At 58.6% G+C, this 26,716-nt stretch carries 20 protein-coding genes; 13 read left to right on the forward strand and 7 right to left on the reverse strand.

The features are described from left to right. Positions 1-86: 86 nt before the first annotated feature. From ACTZWX_RS09095 to ACTZWX_RS09125, 7 genes are all read left to right on the forward strand, one after another. The gene (locus ACTZWX_RS09095) at positions 87-1,352 is read left to right on the forward strand and encodes a DUF3426 domain-containing protein (protein ID WP_444713658.1); all 1,266 of its coding nucleotides are present in this window, start codon (positions 87-89) and stop codon (positions 1,350-1,352) included. A gap of 203 nt (positions 1,353-1,555) precedes the next feature. After that, positions 1,556-2,551, forward strand: a complete 996-nt coding sequence (gene dusB, locus ACTZWX_RS09100; RefSeq protein WP_444713854.1) for a tRNA dihydrouridine synthase DusB — start codon at positions 1,556-1,558, stop codon at positions 2,549-2,551. After that, on the forward strand, positions 2,548-2,865 hold the full coding sequence (gene fis / locus ACTZWX_RS09105; protein WP_106693883.1) for a DNA-binding transcriptional regulator Fis: 318 nt from the start codon (positions 2,548-2,550) through the stop codon (positions 2,863-2,865). Before dusB ends, fis begins: the two co-directional genes overlap by 4 nt. A 101-nt stretch (positions 2,866-2,966) precedes the next feature. Next, on the forward strand, positions 2,967-4,547 hold the full coding sequence (gene purH / locus ACTZWX_RS09110) for a bifunctional phosphoribosylaminoimidazolecarboxamide formyltransferase/IMP cyclohydrolase (protein ID WP_444713659.1): 1,581 nt from the start codon (positions 2,967-2,969) through the stop codon (positions 4,545-4,547). Positions 4,548-4,569: 22 nt separating this feature from the next. Then, on the forward strand, positions 4,570-5,856 hold the full coding sequence (gene purD, locus ACTZWX_RS09115) for a phosphoribosylamine--glycine ligase (protein ID WP_444713660.1): 1,287 nt from the start codon (positions 4,570-4,572) through the stop codon (positions 5,854-5,856). Between the two features lie 106 nt (positions 5,857-5,962). Next, positions 5,963-6,898 carry an alpha/beta fold hydrolase gene (locus ACTZWX_RS09120; protein ID WP_444713661.1) on the forward strand — a complete coding sequence of 312 codons (936 nt, stop codon included), beginning with the start codon at positions 5,963-5,965 and terminating at the stop codon, positions 6,896-6,898. 78 nt (positions 6,899-6,976) lie between these two features. Then, positions 6,977-8,548 carry a cation:proton antiporter domain-containing protein gene (locus ACTZWX_RS09125; protein WP_444713662.1) on the forward strand — a complete coding sequence of 524 codons (1,572 nt, stop codon included), beginning with the start codon at positions 6,977-6,979 and terminating at the stop codon, positions 8,546-8,548. Here the strand turns inward: ACTZWX_RS09125 and senA are convergent. The 3 genes from senA to ACTZWX_RS09140 form a co-directional block, all read right to left on the reverse strand. Beyond that, positions 8,518-9,864, reverse strand: coding sequence for a selenoneine synthase SenA (senA, locus tag ACTZWX_RS09130; protein ID WP_444713663.1), 1,347 nt, complete (start codon positions 9,862-9,864; stop codon positions 8,518-8,520). The genes ACTZWX_RS09125 and senA overlap by 31 nt on opposite strands. Positions 9,865-10,200: 336 nt before the next feature. After that, positions 10,201-13,314, reverse strand: a complete 3,114-nt coding sequence (locus ACTZWX_RS09135) for an efflux RND transporter permease subunit (protein WP_444713664.1) — start codon at positions 13,312-13,314, stop codon at positions 10,201-10,203. After that, positions 13,314-14,480 (reverse strand): efflux RND transporter periplasmic adaptor subunit, encoded by a 1,167-nt coding sequence (locus tag ACTZWX_RS09140; RefSeq protein WP_444713665.1) that lies wholly within the window; start codon positions 14,478-14,480, stop codon positions 13,314-13,316. Before ACTZWX_RS09140 ends, ACTZWX_RS09135 begins: the two co-directional genes overlap by 1 nt. A gap of 171 nt (positions 14,481-14,651) precedes the next feature. Here ACTZWX_RS09140 and ACTZWX_RS09145 point away from each other — a divergent pair, with 171 nt between their 5' ends. Continuing rightward, positions 14,652-15,248: a TetR family transcriptional regulator gene (locus tag ACTZWX_RS09145; protein WP_444713666.1), complete on the forward strand. Its 597-nt coding sequence runs from the start codon at positions 14,652-14,654 to the stop codon at positions 15,246-15,248. Between the two features lie 6 nt (positions 15,249-15,254). On the opposite strand, the gene ACTZWX_RS09150 is transcribed toward ACTZWX_RS09145, so the two are convergent. Further along, complete coding sequence (locus ACTZWX_RS09150) at positions 15,255-17,072, reverse strand: SLC13 family permease (protein ID WP_444713667.1); 1,818 nt, start codon at positions 17,070-17,072, stop codon at positions 15,255-15,257. Positions 17,073-17,260: 188 nt separating this feature from the next. Next, positions 17,261-18,853, reverse strand: a complete 1,593-nt coding sequence (locus ACTZWX_RS09155; RefSeq protein ID WP_444713668.1) for an isocitrate lyase — start codon at positions 18,851-18,853, stop codon at positions 17,261-17,263. A 307-nt stretch (positions 18,854-19,160) separates the two neighbouring features. Between ACTZWX_RS09155 and ACTZWX_RS09160 the strand changes: the two genes are divergently transcribed. Genes ACTZWX_RS09160 through ACTZWX_RS09170 form a run of 3 tightly spaced genes read left to right on the forward strand, consistent with a single transcriptional unit; the run spans position 19,161 to position 21,398 of the window. Beyond that, a complete protein-coding gene (locus tag ACTZWX_RS09160; protein WP_444713669.1) occupies positions 19,161-20,648 on the forward strand; it encodes a DUF1538 domain-containing protein in 1,488 nt (495 codons plus the stop codon). Beyond that, positions 20,645-20,995 (forward strand): P-II family nitrogen regulator, encoded by a 351-nt coding sequence (locus ACTZWX_RS09165; RefSeq protein WP_444713670.1) that lies wholly within the window; start codon positions 20,645-20,647, stop codon positions 20,993-20,995. Before ACTZWX_RS09160 ends, ACTZWX_RS09165 begins: the two co-directional genes overlap by 4 nt. Before the next feature lie 13 nt (positions 20,996-21,008). Next, positions 21,009-21,398, forward strand: a complete 390-nt coding sequence (locus ACTZWX_RS09170; protein ID WP_444713671.1) for a CBS domain-containing protein — start codon at positions 21,009-21,011, stop codon at positions 21,396-21,398. Positions 21,399-21,417: 19 nt separating this feature from the next. Here the strand turns inward: ACTZWX_RS09170 and ACTZWX_RS09175 are convergent, their stop codons facing one another. Next, the gene (locus ACTZWX_RS09175) at positions 21,418-23,361 is read right to left on the reverse strand and encodes a CASTOR/POLLUX-related putative ion channel (protein ID WP_444713672.1); all 1,944 of its coding nucleotides are present in this window, start codon (positions 23,359-23,361) and stop codon (positions 21,418-21,420) included. 74 nt (positions 23,362-23,435) lie between these two features. On the opposite strand from ACTZWX_RS09175, the gene ACTZWX_RS09180 reads away from it, so the two are divergent. After that, a complete protein-coding gene (locus ACTZWX_RS09180; protein WP_444713673.1) occupies positions 23,436-24,677 on the forward strand; it encodes a hypothetical protein in 1,242 nt (413 codons plus the stop codon). A 5-nt stretch (positions 24,678-24,682) separates the two neighbouring features. Here ACTZWX_RS09180 and dauA read toward each other — a convergent pair whose 3' ends face one another. After that, positions 24,683-26,428 (reverse strand): C4-dicarboxylic acid transporter DauA, encoded by a 1,746-nt coding sequence (dauA, locus tag ACTZWX_RS09185; RefSeq protein WP_444713674.1) that lies wholly within the window; start codon positions 26,426-26,428, stop codon positions 24,683-24,685. A 97-nt stretch (positions 26,429-26,525) separates the two neighbouring features. On the opposite strand from dauA, the gene ACTZWX_RS09190 reads away from it, so the two are divergent. Further along, positions 26,526-26,714, forward strand: coding sequence for a CopG family transcriptional regulator (locus ACTZWX_RS09190; RefSeq protein WP_444713675.1), 189 nt, complete (start codon positions 26,526-26,528; stop codon positions 26,712-26,714). Positions 26,715-26,716 lie beyond the last annotated feature (2 nt).

Genomic DNA, 26,716 nt, shown 5'->3' on the forward strand with positions numbered 1-26,716 from the left:
AACTGCCTCCTTTGTAGTGACAGATGTAGTGATAGATCAATGATCGAGAATCGATCTATCCGCGATCAAGCTTTCAGGAACGAAGCATGACCCAAAGCAGCCTGCAGACTCAGTGCCCTAATTGCGAAACCCGTTTCCGGGTGACTGACGAACAACTCAGTATCGCCGGGGGAAAAGTCCGTTGTGGCAGCTGCCTGAAAGTTTTCAACGCCATTGAGCACCAGGTCGTCAAATCCACCGGCAGCGCTGCGCCAGCCGCCACAGGTGGCAAAGCAGCAGGGGAAACCCCTCCTCCGCCCGCAGACACCCACGCAGGGCAAGATGAAGAAGACTTTATCTTTGCCGACAACCCGGAAGAAGATGCCACAGAAGGTCGCTATGCCGGCAGCAAGCTGACGTTTTCCGATGACGAACTGAGCGACAGTTTCCGCTCATTTGATGAACCGGAAGAGTCCGGCTACCACGATGACGACCTGACCCCGGAAAAGCAGGACGTTGACGAAAGCTGGGCGGAAGCCATGCTGGCGGACGATCAACCGGCACGGGCGCCGAAAGCACCGGCCAAACCTGAACCACAAACGCCAGAACCGGAAAACAAACCTGAGCCGGATCTGCAGCTGACACCCCAGGATTCGCCATCATCCGGGACACCTGACGCCGCCGACAGCCAAGAAACACCCGAGCCGCCAGCGCCAGGCAAAAGCAAGTCAACCAGCCCTGCAACCGCTCCCGAAGAGCTTACGCTGGCGGCAACCGATGACGACCGGCCTGCGGCCCCGAACGAACCGGCACGCAAGGCTGATCAGGCGCCCGACACCCTGTATCGGGACCTGCGCCGCGACCCGGTATCGATTGGCCAGGGCCGCAGTCGCCTGAGAACCGCCCTGTGGACGCTCGTCGTTGTAGCCTTACTGGGCGCGCTGGTTGCCCAGGTAACCTGGTTCCAGTTTGATCGGCTGTCTGCCATTCCCCAGCTCCGGCCATTCTACGAGAAAGGCTGTGAACTGGCGGGCTGCCAGCTGAAACCGCTGATCAACGTAGAAGCCATCCAAAGCAGGAAACTGGTAGTCCGGACCGACCCTGACAACCGCACCCAACTGATTGTCGACGCCGTCATCATTAACCGGGCCACCTTCGAACAGCCGTTCCCGGCCATCGCCCTGACCTTTTCCAATCTTAACGGCGATGTGGTTGCGCAAAGCACCTTTACCCCGGCGGAATATCTTGCCGGTGAGGCGGAATCTCTCAGCGCCATGCCCTCTGAGACCCCGGTACGGATTGCGATCAGTATCCGCGATCCGGGCCGCGACGCGGTCAATTACAACCTGAGCTTTCGGCCCTGGACACCCTGATGAGGGGCCGGGGCGACAGTTGACAGCGCAAAAGTCAACCAAAAAGCACGAAAAATAATCAATTTTTTCAGCACTTTTCCCCTTCAATCAGACCCCCTCCGGCGGTATCATTACCGCCCTTCGGAGACTGAAGCGGTCATAATTTAACCAGCCGCTTCCGGCCGAATCTTGCTTAAATCGCTGTGACACGGACTCAGATCATGCTGCCGACGGCAAAAATCGGGCCGTATACCCTGCCCAACCCATTGATAGTTGCACCCATGGCCGGTGTAACCGATCGACCCTTCCGGCAGCTTTGCCGGCGGATGGGAGCCGGCCTGGCAGTATCAGAAATGGTCATAGCAGACAGCAAACTCTGGCATACGCGCAAATCCCAGACTCGCCTGAACCATCAGGGCGAACCGGAACCCCGGTCTGTTCAGATTGCCGGTGGCGATCCGGACATGCTGGCCGATGCGGCGCGGCAAAACGCCGCCTTCGGGGCCCAGATTATCGACATCAACATGGGCTGCCCTGCCAAGAAGGTCTGCAATAAAGCGGCAGGTTCTGCCCTGATGAAAGACGAAAAGCTGGTCAGGGCCATCCTGGAAGCAGTAGCCAGTGCGGTGGACATTCCGGTCACGCTGAAAATGCGCACTGGCTGGGATCAGGACAACCGGAACGCACCGGTGATCGCGAGAATGGCCGAAGATGCCGGGATACAGGCCATAGCTGTCCACGGCCGTACCCGTGCCGACAAATACAATGGCGACGCGGAATACGACACCATCGCAGAAGTGAAGGCCAGCGTTGGTATTCCGGTATTTGCCAATGGCGACATCACCACGCCGGAGAAAGCCCGGCGGGTACTGGCACACACTGGCGCGGATGGCCTGCTGATCGGCCGAGGCGCCCAGGGCCGGCCCTGGATCTTCCGGGAAATCCTGCACTATCTGGAAACCGGTAAACATCTTCCGGAACCACCCCTGAATGAGGTGGAGCAGATCTTGTCGGAACACTTGGCAGAGCTACACGCTTTCTACGGCGAAAAAATGGGCGTGCGTATCGCCAGAAAACACGTGGGCTGGTATCTGCAGTCCCACGACCAGAGCAAACAGTTCCGCAAACGCTTCAACGCCATCGACGATGCGCTGGAGCAGAAAGACAGCATCGAGCAGTATTTTTCAGGCTTACGAAATGGAGAGGTATTCGCAGCATGACCGCTGAGACTTTGGCAAACGACACTCTGAGCACACCGGCCAATGATGATCTGCATCAATTGCACACGGTGAACAACAGCGGCAACAGCGTCACCCTGCGTGACAGCGTGGAAGTTGCTCTGAAGAACTACTTCGCGCAACTGGACGGCGCCCCAGTATCCGATGTTTACCAGCTGGTACTGTCGGAAGTGGAAGCCCCACTGCTGGAGCAGGTGATGAAATACACCCGCAACAACCAGACCAAGGCTTCGACCATGCTCGGACTGAATCGCGGTACCCTGCGCAAAAAACTCAAGCAGTACGGTCTGCTATAATCAGACTCGTCCCTGAAGGGCCTCCCGGATGCGTTCGCGAGGCCCTTGTTCTTTATATCCAGGCTATCCCCGGCTTATCTGAACAGCGAAGAAAGTGACCCATGGCAAACCAGGTTAACACCCCCGTCCGTCGCGCCCTGATCAGCGTGAGTGATAAAACCGGCATCGTCGATTTTGGCCGTGCCCTGACTGAACGCGGCGTTGAGCTGCTCTCCACTGGCGGCACATTCCGCCTGCTTCAGGAAAACAATGTGCCGGTCACCGAAGTGTCCGACTACACCGGTTTCCCGGAAATGATGGACGGCCGGGTGAAAACCCTGCATCCGAAGATTCACGGTGGCATTCTGGGCCGTCGCGGCACCGACGACACCATCATGGCTGAGCACGGCATTAACCCCATCGACATGGTGGTGGTGAACCTGTACCCGTTTGAAGAAACCGTGGCCAACCCGGACTGTGATCTGGCTACCGCCATCGAGAACATCGACATCGGCGGCCCCACCATGGTCCGCGCCGCTGCCAAGAATCACAACGACGTGGCCATCGTAGTGAATGCCTCCGACTACAGCCGTGTTATCAATGAACTGGATGACAACGACAGCCAACTGACCTACAACACCCGCTTCGACCTGGCAGTAAAAGCCTTCGAGCACACCGCCGGATACGACGGTGCCATCGCCAACTACCTGGGCGGCCGCACACCGGACAACGACAACGCCGACTTCCCCCGCACCTTCAACGCCCAGTTCGTGAAGGTTCAGGACATGCGATACGGTGAAAACCCGCACCAGCGTGCCGCGTTCTATGCCGAACGTAACCCGAAGGAAGCCTGCATCGCCACCGCCAGGCAGCTGCAAGGTAAGGAACTGAGCTACAACAACGTGGCCGACACCGATGCCGCCCTGGAATGCGTGAAGCCCTTCGCCGACCCGGCCTGTGTCATCGTCAAGCATGCCAACCCCTGTGGCGTGGCCATCGGCACCGATATTCTGCAGGCCTACGACCTGGCCTTCGCCACTGATCCGACGTCCGCCTTCGGCGGCATCATCGCCTTTAACCGGGAACTGGATGCAGCCACCGCCAAGGCCATCGTTGACCGTCAGTTCGTGGAAGTGATCATTGCCCCGAGTGTTGCCCCCGAAGCGGTTGAGATTGTCGCCGCCAAGAAAAACGTGCGCCTGCTGGCCTGCGGCGAGTTCGATGGCGAGCGCGCCCAGACCATGGACTACAAGCGCGTGACCGGCGGCCTGCTGGTGCAGGACCGTGACCTGGGCATGGTCGCCATGGAAGACGTAAAGGTAGTGACCGAGCGCCAACCCAGCGAACAGGAACTGAACGACCTGCTGTTCGCCTGGGAAGTAGCCAAGTATGTGAAATCCAACGCCATCGTGTACGCCAAGGCCGGCCGTACCATCGGCGTGGGCGCAGGCCAGATGAGCCGCGTTTACAGCGCCAAAATCGCTGGCATCAAGGCCGCCGACGAAGGCCTGGAAGTGAAAGGTTCGGTCATGGCCTCTGACGCTTTCTTCCCCTTCCGGGACGGCATCGATGCCGCTGCGGCGGCCGGCATCACCGCCGTTATCCAGCCGGGCGGCTCCATGCGCGACCAGGAAGTGATCGACGCGGCTAACGAGCACGGCATTGCCATGGTCTTCACCGGCATGCGCCATTTCCGTCACTGATCAAAGAACTCAGGAGCAACACATGAACATTCTGGTTATTGGCAGTGGCGGGCGTGAACACGCCCTGGCCTGGAAAGCCGCGCAATCCCCGCTGGCAGACAAAGTTTTCGTAGCGCCGGGGAACGCCGGTACCGCCCGGGAACCGAATCTGGACAACGTCGACCTGGACGTGATGGACCTGGACGGCCTGGCCAACTTCGCCGAGCAGAACAACGTGGGCCTGACCATCGTCGGCCCGGAAGCCCCACTGGTGGCCGGCGTGGTGGACAAGTTTGAAGCCCGCGGGCTGCGCATCTTCGGCCCCAGCGCTGGTGCTGCCCAGCTGGAAGGCTCCAAGGCCTTCACCAAGGACTTCCTGGCCCGCCAGAAGATCCCGACCGCCGACTACGCCAATTTCACTGATGTCGATGAAGCCCTCGCCTATGTACGTGAAAAAGGCGCGCCGATTGTGGTCAAGGCCGATGGCCTGGCCGCCGGTAAAGGCGTAATCGTCGCCATGACCCTGGCCGAAGCCGAAGACGCCATTCGCGACATGCTTGCGGGTAACGCCTTTGGCGATGCCGGCAGCCGCGTAGTGGTTGAAGAGTTCCTGGACGGCGAGGAAGCCTCCTTCATCGTGATGGTCGACGGCAAGAACGTGCTGGCCATGGCCACCTCCCAGGACCACAAACGAGTGGGCGATGGCGACACCGGCCCCAACACCGGCGGCATGGGCGCCTACTCCCCCGCCCCGGTGGTCACTGCGGATGTCCATCAACGCATCATGGACGAAGTGATCTACCCCACCGTCAACGGCATGGCCGCTGAAGGCCACCCCTACAAAGGGTTCCTGTATGCTGGCCTGATGATCGACACCAGCGGTGCACCGAAGGTGATCGAGTTCAATTGCCGCTTTGGCGACCCGGAAACCCAGCCGATCATGCTGCGCATGAAGTCAGACCTGGTGGCACTGTGCCTGGCCGCCGTGGATGGCAAGCTGGACCAGTGCGATTCCGAGTGGGACGACCGCGCCTCTGTCGGCATCGTGCTGGCGGCCGGTGGCTATCCTGCTGACTACAGCAAGGGCGATGCAATCTCCGGCCTGCCAGAAGGCGAAACGGAAGGCGAGAAAGTGTTCCACGCCGGCACCAAACTGGACGGGGACAATGTGGTTACCGCCGGTGGCCGCGTGCTGTGCGCCACCGCCCTGGGCAACACGGTGACCGAAGCCCAGCAGCGTGCTTACCAGCTGGCGAAGACAATCAGCTGGAACGGCATGTTTTACCGCAACGATATTGCCTATCGGGCCATTGCCCGGGAAAAGAGCTGACATTCAGCGACAATCCCACGGAAACAGCGTCAGCCCGGTCATTGACCGGGCTTTTTTCTGGGGTAGTGTTAGCGTTCATAACGACCACAACGAAAAGGAGTTCTCCGTGCCCCGAAACGCGCTCAACCTTGCCCTGCTGCTCGTCACCACCCTTCTTATCAGCGCCTGCTCCAAGCAAAGCATATACGACAGCGCCATTGGCTGGGAGCGCTCCAGCGCCGGTCTTGAGACTGCCGAGGTCACGGTTGGCGAGCTGGACATCACCTACCTGCGCAGTAAAGAAGCTGTAGAAGGTGACACCCTGGTGCTGATACACGGATTCGGCGCCAACAAGGATAACTGGACCCGGCTGGCCAAGGAGTTCAAGGGCGAGTTCAACGTCTACGCCATTGACCTGCCCGGCCATGGTGACAGCAGCAAACCCCTGGGCATCGGCTACCGGTTTGAAGACCAGGTGAGCTACCTGAATCGGATCCTGGACAAACTGGGCGTGAAGCAGTTCCACATGATGGGCAATTCCATGGGAGGCGCTATCACCGCGCTCTACGCCGCTACCCACCCGGAGCAAATCCAGACAGCGGTATTGTTTAATCCCGCCGGCATCTTTGAGTACGAAAGCGAGCTGGTAGACCGGGTCATGGATGGTGACAACCCTCTGATTCCGGAAAAAAAAGGCGATTTTGACAAGCTGCTGGACTTCGCCCTGGAAAATCGCCCATTCGTGCCCTGGCCGATTTTCGATGTGATGGAGGAAAAGGCCATTGCGAATCAGGAAGTGAACGAAGTCATCTTTTCAGCCATTCGGGACACCGGATTCGAGCCGGACTTCCGCAACGCCATCACCCACATTGAAGCCCCGGTGCTGGTGATCTGGGGCAAGCTGGACCGGGTAATCGACTACCGCAACGCCGATGTGTTTGTGGAGGCCATTCCGGTTGCCAGGAAGGTGATTCTTGATGACGTTGGCCATGCGCCCATGGTTGAGGTACCTGAAGAATCAGCACGACTGTTCCAGGCATTTCTGACTACCAGGCAACCCTGACACCAAGTGCTACTACATTTGAACGAGGAAAAAAGGTAGGCTTCCGGCTGTCTTTCCTGTTCCCGATAAGTATGGGTTATGCCTGAAGCCACCTGGATCACCTTTGCCTTTGTCCTCGGACTGTTTGTAAAAGCCGTTGGCCTGCCACCTTTGGTGGGCTACCTGGCTGCCGGCTTCGCCCTGAGCGGCATGTCAGTGATGACGGGCATACCGATAGAGGAAACAGCGGTTCTGCAGCATATTGCGCATCTGGGCGTTTTGTTACTGCTGTTCACCGTTGGCCTGAAACTCAAGCTCAGGTCCATCGTCAGCCCGGAAGTGATCGGCGGCAGCCTGCTGCATTTTTCCATTACCTGCCTGGTGTTCACCCCTGGCCTATACTGGCTTCTTGACCTGGACTGGACAACGGCGCTGATGCTGGCCATCGCGCTGTCGTTCTCCAGCACTGTGCTCGCCGCCAAGGTCCTTGAAAGTAAACGGGAACTCAGGGCGTTCCACGGCCGCGTTGCCATTGGCATCCTGATCATGCAGGACCTGATCGCCCTGGTGGTAATGAGTGTGGCCGCAGGCAAGTCACCTTCCGAATGGGCATTGATGATTTTCGGCCTGCCGCTGCTTCGGCCACTCCTGTTCAAACTGCTCGATGCCAGCGGCCACGATGAGCTGCTGGTACTGCTCGGTCTGTTGCTGGCTCTGGTCGTCGGAGGCCTGGGTTTTGAAGCTGTCGGGCTCAGTTCTGAACTGGGCGCCCTCATCTTCGGAGCCATGCTGGCCAACCACCCGCGCTCCCAGGAACTGGCCAAATCACTGTGGAGCGTCAAAGAAGTCTTCCTGGTGGGCTTCTTCCTGCAGATTGGCATTGGTGGCCTGCCAGACCAGCAGGCTCTGATGTTTGCCGTTGTCACCGCACTGGTTCTGCCGCTCAAGGGCATTCTTTTCTACTTCTTGCTGCTGCTGTTCCGCTTGCGAGCCCGCAGCAGCTTTCTGACCTCTTTGTCGCTGACCAATTACAGTGAGTTCGGGCTGATTGTTGCCAGTGTGGCACTGCCGCAATGGCTGGTACCCCTGGCCATTACCGTCTCTCTGTCATTCGTCATCTCGGCGCCGCTAAACCGCTTTGCCCACCGGATTTATGAGCGCATCGCACACCGGATCGCCCGCTTTGAAAGCCATAAACGCCACCCGGACGAGCAGCCGATTTCACTGGGCGGCACGAAGATTCTTGTTATGGGGATGGGGCGAACAGGCACAGCTACCTATGACTGGCTGCTGCCCCACGAACCTCGCCTGATGGGGCTGGATTCAGACCCGGCGAAAGCGGATAAACACCAGAAAGAGGGGCGCAACGTGGTGTTCGCGGATGCCGAAGACACCACCTTCTGGGAGGGCCTACATATGCCAGACCTGGAATCCGTGGTGCTGGCCATGAACGATATCGAGGGCAAGCTGATCGCCGCCAGGATGCTGCGCAAACTCGGTTTCGAAGGCTACATCGTGGCCCACACCATGTTCGCCGACGAGGCCGAGAAAATCCGCGAAGCCGGCGCCGACGACGCCTACCTGACCATGAGCGAAACCGGGGTCGCACTTGCCAGCCACCTGATGGAAAACACGATACGTCAGCCAGCGCAGGTGCGGAACCCGGTATAGACATCACTGCGAAACGGCAGGTAAGCCTGCCGGTAAGTGCCACGGATCAGATTGGATGACGTGGCGCAGCTGCCACCCTTGGTAACCTTGTGGGTGGCAAACTGCAAGGTGGACATAAACGGATACATGTCCACCTTGAACCCGTCGTAAGGCAGGAAATCGTTGGTAGTCCACTCCCACACCGCACCGATCATTTGCCGGCAACCATAGGGGCTGTCGCCGGCTGGATAATCCCACACCGGATTGCGGGCCATGGTGCGGCCATCCATATCGGCTCTCAAGGCATCCGGTACCTCATTGCCCCAGGGATAACGACGGAACGTGTCCCCGGGCCGGTTGCCCAGCGCAGCCACTTCCCACTCATATTCTGTCGGCAACCGACGCCCGGCCCACTTGCAGTAGGCTTCCGCCTCCCAGTAGGTGACATGGGTAACCGGTGCATCTGGCTCCAGGGGTAACCACTGGTCAAACACCCGCTCCTGCCAATGGCCGTCGTGCCAGCGCCAGTACAACGGGTGCCGGGGTGAGCGCATCAACGGCTCTTTTACCCCGTGCACCAGACTGACATCCTGCTCTGACTCCAGCCACTTCCTGCCTCCGAAAGACCACAGCTCCGGACGCTGGTAACCGCAATCGTCCACAAACGCCTGAAACTCCCGATTGCTCACCAGCGTGCGACTGATAGCAAATGCCGGCAGCTCAATCTCGAAGCGGGGTTTCTCGGCATCGAAGGCAAAGTCGTCTGTTGCGTAGTGTTGAGACTCGCCGGGCATGCCAATCACCCAACGCCCGGCAGGGATTTCCACATCCCCGGTGATTGCCTCACCAGGGGCTGGCCGGTCACCCTTGAAGTCCACAGGCGCCGAATACCCCACCGTCTGCCGGCACCAGATCAGTGATTCAATGTGCATGTTCTGGTGGTAAATCGCATAGCGGTAGAGGTACAGCTCCCGCTCGGTCAGTTCCCGGCTCTTGATGCGCTCTGCTACCCGGTCGTAAATGGTATTGAAATACGTGAAGGTTTCTTCCCGGCCGGGAAACAGATCCCGCCGCCAGCGCTCCGTATGTTCGACATGGAAGGAGTCCCAGAGATCATCCATGGATGGATCGAAGCTGGGTGTGCCACCCAACAGGTTGAACACGAAGACCTCGTAGAAGAACGCAGAATGCCCCATTTCCCAGAGAGGCGGGTTCACACCAGGATGGTAGGGAACATCCAGTTGCTGCTCCGGCAGCGTGCAGATCAGCTGTTTGGTGCGAGTCCGAGCCAGTTCCAGATCTTCCAGAACCTGTATTTTCTTGTCTTCAGCAACCATTTGTTCTAACTCCAGAGCGTTTCACTCCCACAGTCTGGGGATCTGTGATGGGGAGGGGCTTTCTGAAACCTTGCGGAGCCATGGGTGGAGAGCGAACAGCTCTTCACGGGCTAGCCATGGATGGCTATCACTGGACCCTTGGCGCGACGCAGGAGCAATTAGCGCCAAGGGGCGGAGCAGAGCGTACACGGATGTATTCACAGCGTGTTTCAGAAAGCCCCTCCCCATCACTGATTCCTGCACCCAAACAGAATAACAAAGAAAAAACCGCCGGGGGCAGAAACCCGCGGCGGTTCAGTCGCTATCAATGCGATAGGCGCAGAAAATCAGGCCACCTCAGGCAGCCTTCTTGCGCTTACGCCGCCAATCGGCCAGGTCTTCGATCAGCTTGTAGAACAGCGGCACGAAGAACAGCGCCAGGGTACTGGCCGCGAGCATACCGCCCACCACCACCGTGCCGATCTCCTGACGGGAAACCGCACCCGCACCGGTACTGAAGGCCAGCGGCATGGAACCCACGATGAAGGTCAGCGCCGTCATCATAATGGCCCGGAAGCGCTGGCGTGCAGCGGTGCTGGCAGCATCAAATGAACTCATGCCGCTTTTCCGGTTCTGGGCGGCGAATTCCACAATCAGGATCGCGTTCTTCGCTGCCAGGCCAATCAGCACCAGCAAGCCCACCTGGAAGTAGATATCGTTGGGGAAACCACGGAGTAGCGATGCCAGAGCAGCACCAAATACCCCGAACGGGACAGCGGTGGCCACCGCCACCGGCAAGCCCCATCGTTCATACTGGGCGGCGAGGATCAGGAACACCAGCAACAACCCCATGCCGAAGGCAAGGGTGCCGGAGTCGGCGGAGTCCTGCAACTGATAAGCTTCACCGGTCCAACCCAGCAGGGTGTTACGATCTAACTGTTCGCCAGCCACCGCCTGCAGGGCCGCCAGGGCGTCACCGGTGGTGAAGCCCGGCGACGGATCTGCCAGCAGTTTGGCCGCCGGGTACACGTTGAACCGGTTCAGGATATCGGGGCCGCTGACCCGCTCCAGCTCCACCAGGGAGCTCAACGGAATCATCTCGCCGTAGTTGGAGCGCACAAACACCCGGCGCAGGTCGTCCGGATGGCTCCGGAACTCGCCCTCAGACTGCAGGTTTACCTGCCAGTTGCGGCCCTGCAGGGTGAAGTCGTTCACGTACAGGCCCCCGAAGGTGCTCTGCATGGTGGTGAAGATCTGGTCAATCGGAACCCCGGCCGCCTGGGCTTTTTCCCGGTCCACATTGGCCTTGTAACGGGGGATGCCGGTATCCAGCGTCACCCGCACATTCTGCAGTTCCGGGCGTTCGTTGGCGGCCTGGATGAACTGGTCTGCCATGGCCTTGATCTCGGCCGGGGTACGGCCACCCCGGGCCTGGATATAGCCTTCCACACCGCCAGTGGTGGACAATCCCTGAATCGGAGGTGGGGTAAAGGCGATCACAAACGCTTCCGGCATGCCAAAGCCAATGCCCATGATCTTGTTGGCTATGTCGGCCGCCTTCTGGCCCTCGCCTTCCCGTTCGGCCCAGTCTTCCAGGGTCACGAACGCTACGCCACTGTTGGTTCGCAAAGCGCTGGAGATGATGTCGAAACCGGCAAAGGACACCACGTCTTTTACTTCTGGCAGCTGCATCATCTGCTCAACCAGCTGGTCGCGAGTGTCCGCCGTCCGGCTCAGGGCCGAGGTGGGGGGCAGCGAGTAGGCCGCCAGCACAAAGCCCTGGTCTTCCTGTGGCACCAGGCCGGAGGGCATTTTGTTCAGCAGGAAGGCAGTGCCGCCAAGCATGGCGGCAAACAACAGCACGCCAATCACCGCATGGCGCAGCAGCCAGTCCACCACGGCAGAGAAGCCGTTGGTGAGTTTGTCGAAGCCGGCGTCAAACCAGCGGAATACCGTCAACTGCTTGCCTTCATGGCCCAGCAGCAACGCACACATGGCCGGTGTCAGGGTCAGCGCCACGATGCCGGATATCACCACCGACACCGCAATGGTTATGGCAAACTGTCGGTACAGCTCACCGCTGAGCCCGCCCAGGAAGGCCACCGGGGCAAACACCGCCACCAACACCAGGGTGGATGACACCACCGCACCGGACACCTGCTGAATGGTCAGAACCGCCGCATCGTAGGGGGACAAGCCCTGTTCTTTCATCAGGCGCTCGGTGTTTTCCATGATGATGATGGCGTTGTCCACCACCACCCCGATGGCCAGGATCAACCCGAACAGGGTCAGCAGGTTGACCGAGAACCCCAGGGCCTGCATGCCGGCAAAGGTACCGATCAGCGACACCGGAATGGCAATCAGCGGAATCAGCGTGGCGTTGAAATGCTGCAGGAACAGGAAGGTCACCAGCACCACCAGCAACACCGCCACAATGAAGGTCGAGATCACCTCCTGGATCGAGATATCAATGAACCGGGTGGTGTCGTAGGGCACGTTATATTCCAGGCCTTCCGGGAAGCGGTCTGCAATTTCTTCCATGGCCGCGTTCACGGCATCGGCAGCGTCCAGGGCATTGGCCCCGGGCTGCAGGTACACCCCCATGGGCACTGTGGCGCCACCATTGTAGACTGCTGCGAAGTCGTAGTTCTGGGCACCCAGCTCGATTCTGGCTACGTCTTTCAGGCGCAGGGAGGCACCCTGTTCATCACTGCGCAGGATCACCTCGCCGAACTCTTCAGGGCTGGTAAGCCGGCCCGGGGCCGATACGCTGAAAGTGAACGCCTGCCCTTCAGGTGCCGGCTCTGCTCCGATTCGGCCTGCGGCAAACTGGGCATTCTGGGCACGTAAGGCAATGGCTACATCGTTGGGAGTCAACTCGTACTGAGCGAGTTTGTCAGGCCTCAGCCACACCCGCATGGAATAATCCTGTGCCCCGAACAGCGAGGCATCGCCAATACCGGGCAACCGAACCAACTCATCCAGCACGTTCAGCAAGGCATAGTTGGAGATCTCCACCACATCCATAGTATTGTCGGGAGAAGACAGGGTAATGACCTGGAGGATGGACGTGGAACGGGCTTCTACTTTCAACCCCTGGTTACGAACGGACTGGGGCAGGCGTGCCAGCGCCTGCTGCACCCGGTTATTGACGTTGATGGTGGCCTGGTCAGGATCGGTACCAATCTCAAATGAGACGGTCACCCGGAAGCTGCCGGAATCCGTGGCGCTGGATTCCAGGTAGATCATGTTGTCCACGCCGTTGATTTCCTGCTCCAGCGGAGCCACCACCGAATCCGAAATCACGTCCGCGCTGGCACCCGGGAAGCGGCCATCCACCACCACCTGAGGCGGCACCACGTTCGGGTACTGCTCAACGGGCAGGCCAATCAGCGCCAAAAGGCCACCAAGGGTGATGATGATGGAAACAACCGAGGCAAAGATCGGCCGATCAATAAAGGTACGGAGCATCAGTCATCGCCTCCCTCATCATCCTCGTTGGTTACGTCAACCTCGGCGCCATCACGCAGATTGACGAGACCGCTGACGATGTAACGGTCACCTTCTTCCAGGCCGCTAAGAATGATCTGACGACCCCCACTCACAGGGCCAAGCTCTACCCGACGCGCCTTTGCCGTGCTTTCACCATCGACCACATAAACCACCGGGCCGTTCGGCCCCTGAGTCACGGCTCTTTCCGGAATGGCAATGGCATCTTCAAAGCTCTGCAATTCAACCCGCACCCGCACGAACTGGCCCGGCACGATCACATTCTCAGGATTGGCGAAGATCGCCCGGGCCGACACCGTGCCGGTGCGCGGGTCCAGGGTGGAGGCAGTGAAGTCGATCTGGCCATCCAGTTCATATTCCTGGCCGTCGGCCAGTATCAGGCGGGCCGCCACTTCCTGCTCGCTGGCACCGCGCATACCTTCCCGGGCAGCGCGGCGAATGTTGGCGTCGTTCTCAGGCAAGGCAAAGCGCACATGGATCGGATCAAGCTGGACAATCGTGGTCAGCAGGGTACCGGAGCTGATCAGACTACCCTCGGGAAAATCCTCCAGACTGGTGACACCACTGACCGGCGCGGTTACCGAGGTATAGCCCAGGTCCAGCTCGGCTTGGGCAACGCCGGCATTGGCCACCGCCAGATTGGCCTGGGCCAGCTCCAGTGCGGACTGAGCAGCATCCCGCTCACGCTCACTCACCGCGTTACGCTGGAACAGGGAGGATATCCGGTTCCACTCCCGCTCAGTCTGGCGCCGGTCGGCCTCGGCCACCTGGCGCTGAGCCTGAGCCCGTTGCAAGGCGGCTTCCGCAGGCTTGCGATCGATCCGGAACAGCGGGTCGCCTTCCTTTACCATCTGGCCTTCTTCATACAGGCGCTCTTCAAGGATTCCCTGAATCCTTGCCCGCACTTCCACCTCACGGGCACCCCGCGCGCGGCCGGCATAATCCTGGCGCACACTGATGTTTTCGGCCTCAGCTCGCTCAACCACCACGGCGGCCGGCGGCATACCACCGCCCTGCTGACCACCGGCGTTGTCATTACTGCAACCGGCCAGAAGCAACAGGGATGACAAACCTGCAACCAAAAGCCCTTTGTGAACCATCGGCCGATGAACGTTATCAATGCGCATGGCGCGGTCTCCTGAAACCGGTTTAAAGACATAAGGGCGAGCCGTGATGAGATAACGGGCCCGGGATGATACTTAGCGTTAATTGGGCGCTAAAATACATCCATTCATGTATGTATGTAAACTGATTTCCTTTATACTCCGTTTTTTCCCATCAGATGACGGCGATTAACCATGGCCCGAAAAACAAAAGCCGAAGCTGAAGCCACCCGGGAAGCCATTCTCGATGCGGCGGAATGCGTTTTTATGGACAAAGGCGTTGCGAAAACCTCACTGGAGGAGATCGCCCGCAAGGCTGGTGTTACTCGCGGCGCTGTGTACTGGCATTTCCGTAACAAGGCAGACATTCTGGATGCCATGCTTGAACGGGTAAGAGCGCCCCTGGGCGAAATGATGGATGAAACCGCGGAGGCCAATCGAAGCCTTGAGAACCTGAAAAAACTGTGTATTGTCGCACTGCGCAAACTGGCCCAGGACGCCCGCTACTTTCGCGTGTACATGATCCTGTTCCATCGCAACGAATCTGACCAGGCCATCGCCAAACACCGGGAACTGGCCCGGGAAGCCATCGGGTTTGTCACGGAAATCCTGGAGCGTCCGGAAAACCGGGTAAGACTGCATCCGCAACTAACGCCCGCACAGGCCGCCTACTTGCTGCATACACAAATGTTGGGGCTGTTTTTTGACTGGCTGGCCGAGCCGGAGCAATGGCCACTGGCGGAGATGGCCCCTACGTTTGTTGAGAGCTATTTTCGGGGAGTGCTGGCCTAAGGTTGATCAGCCCCAGACCCACAGGATCATCGGCACTCCGATAACCGTAACCAGCACTGACAACGGCAAGCCAAGACGCCAGTAATCACCGAAACGATAACCTGCAGGCTCCATTACCAAGGCATTGGACTGATGCCCGATCGGGGTAAGGAAGGCACAGGAAGCCCCCACTGCAACCGCCATCAGCACCGCGTCCGAAGCCAATCCGAGCTGACTGGATACCCCGAGGGCAATCGGGGCAACCAGGATAGCGGCGGCCGCGTTATTGACCACGTTTGACAACAGCATGGTGCCCACCAGAATGATAGTCAGCGCCACCCAGGCCGCCTGCCCCTGAGCAATAGTGAGAATCTGCTCCGCGATTAACGCCGCACCCCCCGTGGCTTCAAGGGACTGCCCTACTGGAATCATTGCGGCAAGCAACACAATCACCGGCCAGTCAATGGCGCGGTAGGCATCGCCGGGGTCCATCAACCGAACCAACACCATGGCCACGGCACAGGCCACCAGCGCCACGGGTGGCGTCAGCAGACCCGAAACGATGATCACGATGGCCGACAGAAATAACCCACCTGCCAGCCAGAGGTTGTGTTCCCGGCCCAGCGTCAGACCCCGCTCCGCCAGCGGCAGGCAACCCAGGGTTTGCAGTGTCGATGACAGATTCTCTTCATAGCCCTGCACCAGCAGAATATCGCCAGAGCGAAACTGGATATCGGCCAATCGCCGTTTCAGTCGATGCCCCTGGCGGGCAACGGCCACCACGTTCAAGCCGTATCGCTCCCTCAAGTTCAGACGGTTGGCGGTGCGCCCGATCAAACGGGAGGAAGGTGAAATCACCGCTTCCGTCAAGCGAACGTCGCCGGTTGCTACTTGCGCCTCGGTACCCTCACGGGATTTCCCCGGCGCAGCCTCCTCGTCCTCCTCATCTTCTTCGTTCACTGCATTGGCAAGGACCAGCCCGGTATGCTCAACAAATTCCTGCAAGCTCTCTGTGTCGGCTTCCACCAGCAGCACATCGCCGTCTCTGAGCACACTGAATGTTGATGGCGCTGACGAAGTCTCCTCTCCCCGAATCAGCGCCAACACCACCAGGCTCTGTTCGGTGCCACCGGAGGTAAGCAGGTTGTGCAAGGTGCCACCAGCAAAGGGCGAGTCTTCCGGCACCTTCAACTCCGTCACGTACTCCCCCACACTGAACAGTTTGTCGCCACTGGCCGGGTCGTCACGCTTCGGCGTCAGGCGCCAGCCAACCAGGCCGATGAACACGATGCCAACCGCGGTAATGGCGAGCCCGACAGGTGCAAAATCAAACAGCCCGAACGAGCCTGCTTCGCGGTAACTGGCAATAATGATATTGGGGGGGGTACCAATCAGAGTAATCGTGCCACCCAGCAAGGAACCAAAGGCAAGTGGCATCAGCAGCAAAGACGGTGAGCGGCCAGACTGCCGTGACATCCAGATGGCCACGGGCATCAGCAGCGCCAATGCACCCACGTTATTGACAAAGCCGGAACACAAGGCAATCACCAGGGTCAGGGTGACGACCTGCAACATGGCGTTCCGGCCAACCTTGCCGAGCAATCGGGCGACCGCATCCACCACCCCGCCATTCACCAGCCCCTGGCTGATCACCAACACGGCGGCCACGGTAATCACCGCCGGGTGGCCAAAGCCGGAGAACAGCTGGTCGGGGGCAACCAGCCCGGTAACCGCAACTGCCAGCAAGGCCAGCATGGCCACGATATCAAAGCGCAGGCGGTTCCAGACGAAGAGGGCGAGGGTAGAACCCAGAATAGCAAATACAATCCATTGATCAGCGGGCATAAACGGGCGTGCGCCTCCTTGACAAAATATCGCGATAGTCGACCGGAAACCATGAGACTACACCAACCAACAAAACCCGCAACACCAGGTAATCCATAAAACAAAACCCCGCAGGGCAGGCGCCATACGGGGTTTTCGGGGTCGGCAAGCTCCCGGGGGGAGCCTGCCGGACAACCTGAACCGGTCGATTAACCGAACTGGTTCATGGTGTTGTCTTTACCACCGGCTTTCAGAGCCGCTTCACCAGCGAAGAACTCTTTGTGGTCATCACCGATGTTGGAACCGGCCATGTCCTGGTGCTTCACAGTCGCGATGCCCTGACGGATTTCCTTACGCTGAACACCTTCAACGTAGGCCAGCATGCCTTCGTCACCGAAGTAGCCCTTGGCCAGGTTGTCGGTAGACAGAGCCGCAGTGTGGTACGTCGGCAGAGTGATCAGGTGGTGGAATACACCAGCTTCACGGGACGCATCACGCTGGAAGTTACGGCACCACTCGTCAGCCAGCTGACCCAGCTCAGTGTTGTCGTACTCGGCGCTCATCAGCTTGGCGCGGTCGTAAGCAGATACATCCTTGCCTTCTTCCTTCATGGCATCGAATACCTGCTGACGGAAGTTCAGGGTCCAGTTGAAGGACGGGCTGTTGTTGTAAACCAGCTTGGCGTCGGGCACCACTTCCTTGATGCGGTTAACCATGGCAGCGATCTGACCAACGTGCGGCTTCTCGGTTTCGATCCACAGCATGTCGGCACCGTTCTGCAGACTGGTGATGCAGTCCAGAACAACACGGTCTTCGCCAGAGCCCGGCTTGAAGCAGAACAGGCCAGAGGCCAGACGCTTCGGCTTCAGCAGCTTGCCGTTGGACTTGATCACAACGTCGCCGTTCTCGATCTGGGAAGCGTCTTCGATGTACTCCCCGTCCAGGAAGCTGTTGTACTGGTCGCCCAGGTCGCCCGGCTCGTTGGTGACAGCGATCTGCTTGGTCAGGCCAGCACCCAGGGAGTCAGTACGGGCAACGATAACACCGTCGTCCACACCCAGCTCCAGGAACGCCAGACGAACCGCGTTGATCTTGGACAGGAAGTCAGCGTGCGGAACCGTTACTTTACCGTCCTGGTGGCCACACTGCTTCTCGTCAGATACCTGGTTCTCGATCTGGATACAGCAAGCACCGGCTTCGATCATCTGCTTGGCCAGCAGGTAGGTCGCCTCAGCGTTACCGAAACCAGCGTCGATGTCGGCAATGATGGGCACAACGTGGGTTTCGTGGTTGTCGATCTGCTTGATCAGCTCTTCAGCCTTGGCAGTGTCGCCAGCGTTTTCAGCTTCTTCCAGGGCACGGAACAGGTGGTTCAGTTCCCAGGCATCCGCCTGGCGCAGGAAGGTGTACAACTCTTCGATCAGGCCAGAAACCGCAGTCTTCTCGTGCATGGACTGGTCAGGCAGCGGGCCAAACTCGGAACGCAGGGCAGCAACCATCCAGCCAGACAGGTACAGGTAACGACGCTTGGTGGTACCGAAGTGCTTCTTGATGGAGATCAGCTTCTGCTGGCCGATAAAACCGTGCCAGCAACCCAGAGACTGGGTGTACTGGGAAGAGTCGGCGTCGTACGCGGCCATGTCTTCACGCATGATCTTGGCGGTGTACTTGGCGATGTCCAGACCAGTCTTGAATTTGTTCTGGGCGCGCATGCGGGCAGCGTGCTTCGGGTTGATGGCATTCCAGGTCGGGTTCTGCTTCAGGATGGAAGCGATTTGGTCGACGTCTTGTGCGTAGGGCATGGTCTCTATCCTTTCTACGTTAGTGTTCAAAAGGTTCGGAAACGCTGCTGCCAGCAGCCTCCGGAGCCAACCGCCTGCTCATACAACCCGGCAGGGGATGACGTTGGGCGTAACTTTAGTGCTTTCCGATTTATAATTGAAATTTATATGGTGTATTTTCAGCATTTTTTCAGTGAATACCAAAGACACCCCTTAACTACTTTGAGTTGAGCAGGATCATGGTGGGCATGATCGGGCATGCTACTATTTAACGCATCCATGACTTTTGTCATACGCTGGCACCGCCCCAGGACAACAGGACACCGCTGTGTTTTACCTGACATCTTTTGGCCACGCCCTGCTCCACGCACTCAAGAATCTACTGCCCATCGTGGTCGTGGTTGTATTCTTTCAGCTGGTCATTCTGCAACAGGTGCCGGATAACCTGGCCAGCATGACCATTGGCCTGCTGATCGTTGCCGTAGGGGTTGCCCTGTTCCTTCAAGGACTTGAGCTTAGCATTTTCCCAATTGGTAAAAGCCTGTCCAACCAGTTCGCCAAGCGCGGCTCCATGGCGATACTGCTGAGCTTTGGCTTTGCCATGGGTTTCTCCGCCGTGATCGCCGAGCCGGCCCTGATCGCCGTCGCCGAGCAGGCCCAGAGCATCAGTGGTGGCCGCATCGATGCCTTCACCCTGCGGATGCTGGTGGCGCTGTCAGTGGGACTGGTTGTGGCTCTCGGTATCTTCCGCACTATTTTTGGATACCCTCTGCACTGGTTCATGATCATCGGCTACATCACGGTGGTGATTGTGACCTGGTTTGCGCCGGAAGAGATTGTCGGCCTCGCCTACGACTCCGGCGGAGTCACGACGAATGTGGTGACCGTGCCCCTTATCGCCGCGCTGGGCATCGGCCTGGCGGCGTCTATCCGGGGGCGCAATCCGCTGACGGACGGCTTCGGGCTGGTTGCACTGGCGGTGATGGTTCCGATGATTACCGTGCAAATCTACGGCATGGTGGTTTACACCAGCAATCCCGACAGCGGCGAGCTGAATCTGGCCGGCGATGGCGATACCAAGACGTCTTCCGGTCCTGTCGCCATGCTGATGGATCTCGCGGAAATGGTCCGGGATGTCCTTCCAATTATTCTGACTGTGGTTATTTTTCAATATCTTGTATTGCGCAGAAAACTGAGCAACCCGCGAAAGATCATCTTTGGCTTTGTATTGGTCATCCTCGGTTTGTACGCCTTTGTCGTGGGCCTGAAAATGGGGCTGTTCCCGATCGGAACCAGTATGGCCGAGCAACTCACGGCGAGAGGCAATTACACCTATATTTATCTGTTTGCCCTGTTGATCGGTTTTGCCACGACCATGGCGGAACCCGCCCTTATTGCCATTGGCAAGCAAGCTGAAGAAGCCGCCGGGGGGGCGCTCAACGGGAACGCCATACGAATTCTGGTGGCTGTCGGGGTAGCCATCGGAATTACCATCGGTGTCCATCGCATTTTTACCGGCGACTCCATTCACTACTACATCATGGCTGGCTATATTCTGGTGATCCTGCTCACCGTGCTGGCTCCCAGGTACATTGTTGCCCTGGCTTACGATCTGGGCGGGGTAACCACTTCGGAGGTAACGGTTCCGCTGGTAACGGCCCTGGGTATCGGACTTGCATCCAGCATTGAGGGCAGGAATGTGTTGATTGATGGTTTCGGGCTGATTGCTTTTGCGTCTATCTTCCCCATCGTTACGGTGATGGCATACGCCATCGTGTCTCAAATAGTTTCAGATCACAGGAAGGCAACCCAATGAAATTTTCGGCACTGGTCGCAATCGTTCCCGAAGATCTCGAACAGGATTGCGTTGATGAAGCCCGTGAACTGGGCGCCGGTGGTATCACGGTGATGTCTGGCCGGGGGATCAGCAACACCGCAAAGAAGACCTTTTTCGGGCTGACTTATGACGGCAGCCAGAGCGTGTTGCTGATGGTTCTGGAAAAGGGGCTGTCGCTGGAGATACTCAAAGCCCTGCAAAAGGTAGTCATGCCCGACTCCAAAGACTCCCAGGGGCTGATCTTCACCGTGCCCCTGGAACACCTCGGGGGCATCGATATGGCCCAGGTCGAAAAATTCGAACAACACCTGAAAGACTCACTCTGATCGGAGCGCTGCAATGAAACTGGTCAAAGATGTCATGGTTACCGAGATTATCAAGACTTCCCCCTTCTCAACGCTGCGTGAAGCGCTGTCACTGATGAAACGGCACAACGTGAAGTCGCTGGTGGTCGAGCGCCAGAACGAGCACGATGCCTGGGGCCTGATCACCTATACCAACGTACTCAAGGCCGTCATTGCCGAGGACGGGGATATTGATCTGCTGAATGTTTACGACGTGTGCGCAAAACCCGTGATCAGCGTTGGTGAGAGTCTTTCAATCCGGCACGCCGCCAGCCTGATGACAGAGCACCGGGTAAAGCGTCTGCTGGTTCTCGCGGACAACGAACTGAGAGGCTTCGTGGTGATGGACGACATCATGCAAGCGCTGCTGGACACCATCGACTGAGCGCCACATCACAAGGTTTTCAGTGCCTGGCGAGAACCAGCAACTGGTCACCCTCACCGAGGTCCAGATAGAGGTTCCGGGGCGGATTCATCAGCACGTGACGACCACGCTCATCGGCCGTCTTACGAAAGAGGCCGAGCGCGATCTCACCCTTGTCCGCAACGATTTTCTCAAGTAGCTGGAAATCTGTGCTGGCGGGCAGCGGATAATCGTGAGGATCACGAAACTGAATCTCGGCACCACCCACCGTGAATAATTCATCCAGCACCACCCGAAGCTCGCGACGCAGAGCTACCTGGGCCAGAACATGGCTCAGGATCATCGGGCTGATCAACATCTCACTCTGGTGGCCGTAGAGCAGCTGGCGGTTGTTGGGATCACTCAACTCCATGATCACCTGCGGGCGCCGGGGCGCCTCGGCCAGAATCTCTTCCAGCTGCAGGTAACCAACCATGGCCCTGGCATCTGCCTCTTCCCCGGAACCAAGGCGGTCACTGCTCAGCAGAATGACCGTATCGTAGCTGGCGGGGTTCAGTTTTCGCAGATCGTCTTCCACCATGTAGTCAGCTTCCAGCAACTGACCGTCGATGGCTTCAAGATCAACGCCGTAACGGTCAATTTCTCGCTGGCGTTCTTTTAATGGGGTAGCAGACACCATGTCCAACATGAATTTGCGCCCTTTGTAGCTGCTGAACTCCGCCGCCAGGCTTGGTACCCGGCGGTTCCAGCCCAATACCAGCACCCGATGAGTCCCCGAACCGCCAGTCACGTGGGGCCGTGCAGTGCTCCTTTGAACAACCGGCAGCGGTTCCGCTTTCGGGTTTGCGCCCGTATGCTCGTAATCACTGGCCAACAGCACCACGCGGTCTTCGCGGCGAATAATCGTGTCTGCGGGTGCCAGCAGGTTGACGTTCCAGCCGCTACCGGCAGGCTGCAACAAACCAAGAACAATGGCATTCGGGCGTTGGGCCGCCAGTTCGCCCAGACTCAAGCCTTCGGCGGTTTCACCGCCCCGGACAAAAATTTCACTGCCTTCTCCGGCCGTCAGCAGTTCGTTATAAACCTCAGAGAGATGGGGATGCAGAACGTTCTGCACCATCAACCTGCTGATGGTGACATCGCCCGCAACCACCTCTACCGCCCCCGGATAAGCACGTTCAATCACCGACAGTTTGCGCATGTCCTGTATCTCAGCCAATACAAACGGCAAAGGCGCATTCAGATGGCGCGCCTGGGCAGCGATGGACAGCAGCGCTTTGACGGTTTCAACATCCGACGTCACCAGACTCCCGGCGTCGTGAATCTGGCTGGGTACAATCACTGCAGCGGCATCCAGGCAGGCCACCCGATGCAGGGCATCTGGCTGAATCGCTGAGCCACTGCGAAGAATGACCTCCCGGGCCCGGCGCCCAACGCCGGGCTCATTCCCCAGCTGATGCACCTGCGCGGCACTGGCCTCCTCCGCCAGGACCACCAGCCGTAACTTCTGTGTGTCGTGTTTCTCCAGGAAACGCTTCATCCGCCCGGTTGATCCGAACAGCTCTGCTACCAGTGGCGGCGTTTGCGCTGTCCAGCCAAGCACCACAAAGTGGTTTTTGAGCGTGACAGGTGTCAGGCCTCGCTCCAGCTCCTCCATCTTGGCAATCAACCAGCGGGTGAGGATGGCCACCAGGGTACCCATAAACACTACGTAGCCCAGCAAGGTCAGCAACGTGGAGACCACCCGTTGCCAGGCGCCCACGTCATCGCCTAGATAACCTGGATCGGTCAGCCTCAGAAACGCCCACCAGACAGCCGAGCCCGGGTCGTCGAATTCCCCCCCCTGGGGCACCACAAGCATCCCGCCGATCAGCGAAATAAGACCAATAAAGAAGCCGACAACCAGTAACTGGAATCCAGCCCCTTTGACGAGCTGGCGCTCTATGATGAACTTCAGACGGTCAACAACCCGGAATGGCAACATGGTGGTCCTTTTTGCGAATCGTCAGTGTTGGACATAGGATAGAACAAAGCCTGTCAGGAAGGTGACCTCAATCCATGACGACAACCTCAACTCGAAGCCCTGCCTCCCGTCGGATGATCGTGGCACTGGCAATCACTCTCTCCAGCACCGCAAGCGCCAGCAATGGCCATATCCCGCAACCCTGGCGGTCTGATGCGGTGGTACTGGGCCGGGATGAGGCTTATGACACAGAGCGTTTTCTCCATGAATTGACGTTTGATCATCGTCAGACCTTACCGACCGCAACGGACGACGGCATTCGTGGTACTGGGGGCAGTGTCAGCAGCCGGAGACTGTATTTCGATTTTCGCTACCGCCAGGATTTCGGCTTTCGTGATGACCAGAACGGCTTTCTGCTGGATATTCAGCGGGCCGAGGATCTCGACGGTTCCTACCAGCGGCAGTTGGTGGGCTTCAGGCAAAATCTTGGTGAACGCACGGAGGTGTGGCTGCAAGGCGATGTGTTTTCCGACAAGGCGGAATCCGACATTTATCTGGGCGCCCGGCACCGATTTACAGACAAAAGCTGGTTGCACGGAAGCGTAGTTCTTCCGAATTATTACTTCAATGAAAAAACCGATACCGCCGACCGTTTCGACAAGCAGCCCCGTTCCTATTTCCTGCAGTGGCATCGCCAGGGATCATCTGCCGTGGAAGGCACGACGGTCTCGCTCAATCTGTCCCCCGATTCCCGGTTCATCAGCCAGCAGCAGGAGCTGGCCGTCAGCAACGAAACCCAGCGCGGGGCCATCAGCCACCGCCAGCAAACCGGAGACTGGCTGATCGGGTTACACCTGGAAGGTGAGCGCACACGGCGGGATTACACGCTGCAGCGGAGCGATGAAAACAGGGCCACCGGATTCGAGCGGGATCACCTGAAGGCCCGGGGCTCCGCTACTCTGATGCGGCACCGGCTTACCCCCACAGTTGGCCTGGCCTGGCTGCAACTGGATGAAACCGGATTTTTCGGGCGAGAGCTGAATGATGAGGGGCGTATTCGGCGCCGGGAACCCACGGTTTTCGCCGAGATCACCCTGAGCGCCAGCCAGCACACCAGCATCAGCCCAGGCATTTACCTGAGTGCGCCCGAGATTCGGCAGACGTTCGAACAGGCGGAGGAACAGCGCCGGCATACCGGCTTTACCGGCAAGCTGGCCGTGCCTATTGAAATCCGGCTGCCCCCCAACAACCAGGCCGTACTAACCCTGAACCCCACCTTCTATCTGCACAAATTCGGGTTTGGCGGCGGCAACCTGCAGCTGCACTGGCCGCTGTAAGCGGATCAAACCATCTGCGGCGCGCTGCGGCGGGAACTCAGGAATTCAAGAGCCGAGGCCAGCGATGGATAAAAACTGCTGACGCCGGGTTCCGGCTTCAGCCCTGCCCGTGCCAAGGCCCGGAGGGGCTGAAACTGAAGGTCAGCGATCATGATTTCGGTGCCGTTTTTCCGGCACTGGTCAATCAGTTTGTTCAACGCCGCCAGGCCGCCGGCATCCAGCACGGTCACGCCATCCATATACAACACAAAGCCGCGGCTTTCCCGGGACAGATCCGCCAGCTCACCAAAAACTCGGTCAGCGGCGGCAAAGAACAGCGGGCCGTTGATCTTGAACACCCGCCAGCCTTTCGGCAACCCGGCCTGCACTACCCGCTTGTTATCGCTGATGTCTGTCACCTTGGTCATCTGAGCCATTTCACGCATGAACAGCACGGCCGCCAGTAACACACCGGTGGTAATGGCAATGACCATGTCCAGCGCGACGGTCAGACCAAAACAGGTCAAAAACACCAGCACATCGCTGCGCGGTGCGGTTTTCAGCAAATGCACGGCCTTGGGGGCCTCACTCATGTTCCAGGCCACCATGATCAGCAGGGCAGCCATGGCCGGCATGGGCAGGTAAGCCAGAATACCCGCCAGTGACACCAGCGCCAGCAACACCACCAGGGCATGCACCATGGCGGCCACCGGTGACTGGGCCCCGGCCCGATAGTTGGCAGCTGAGCGGGCAATGGCTGCAGTGGCGGTAATACCCCCGAAGAAAGGCACCACAATGTTGCCAATGCCCTGCCCCATCAGCTCACTGTTGGCGCTATGGCGTTTACCGGTCATACCATCCAGCACCACGGCACACAGCAAGGATTCAATGGCCCCGAGCATCGCAATGGCAAAGGCCGCCGGCAGCAACTCGCGAACCATATTCCAGGACAGGCCCACTGGCTCGCCCTGGGCATTCAGTTGCTGCCAGGGCCAGGCAAACTCGGGAAGGAACGGGGGAATGCCGGCACCGGTGCTGCCATCGGGCAACAGGTAACTGAAGCGGGAACCGATGGTCTCTATGGCAGCCCCATTGGCATTAAACCAGATCGCCAGCAGGCTGCCGATAATCACCGCAGGTAAATGCGGCGGCACCGGCGTTTTCAGCCGGGGCCAGAGCAACATCACCGCGAGGGTGATAACCGCCACCAGCGTACTCATGGAATCCAGGGCTGGTAATTGCTGGGCCAGCATCGCCAGTTTGTCCCAGTAATGCTCCGGCATGGCGTCGACGGACAGGCCGAAAAAGTCTTTCACCTGCAAGGTGGCGATCACCACCGCAATACCGCCAGTGAACCCCAGGGTGACGGATTCCGGGATATACTCGATAAAACGGCCCAGGCGCATCACCGCCATGATCACCAGAAGCACCCCGGACATCAGGGTGGCCAGCAGCAGGCCACCGAGGCCATAACTCTGGGCAATCGGGTACAGAATCACAACAAACGCCGCTGTGGGGCCAGAGATGCTGTAACGGCTTCCGCCGAACAGGGCAATCACAAAACCGGCAATGAAGGCGGTATACAGGCCATACTGAGGGGCAACACCACTGGCAATCGCCAGCGCCATGGCCAGGGGGATGGCAATAATGCCGACGGTCACGCCGGCCATCAGGTCTTTCAGGAAGCGGCCACCGGTATAACGCTCATCCACGCAGGCTTCACGGACTGCATGGGCCATTCTCAGTGAAAACAGATGCGCGCGATGCGACATGGGGCACTTCCCGGTTGCGGCTATAGCTCAGTCATTATATGCTCATCCTGATTACATTCAATGTTAACCTGATTAACATCAATGAGCGCTACGACCAATGTCCAAGGAAAACCGAACAGCCCGATTGACGCTACTGATCGATCCGGAAAAGAAAGCGGTCTTTGAGGAACTGTGCAAAGCAGAGGATGTCACTCCTTCCCAGAAAGTCCGCCAGTTTATCCGCGAATACGTTGAACAAAGACTGGGCGAAGACTGGCGCAAACGTCGCACCGACAAACCTGACTGAGC

It is taken from the genome of Marinobacter sp. NSM (assembly GCF_052380025.1).
Classification (GTDB): Bacteria; Pseudomonadota; Gammaproteobacteria; order Pseudomonadales; family Oleiphilaceae; genus Marinobacter.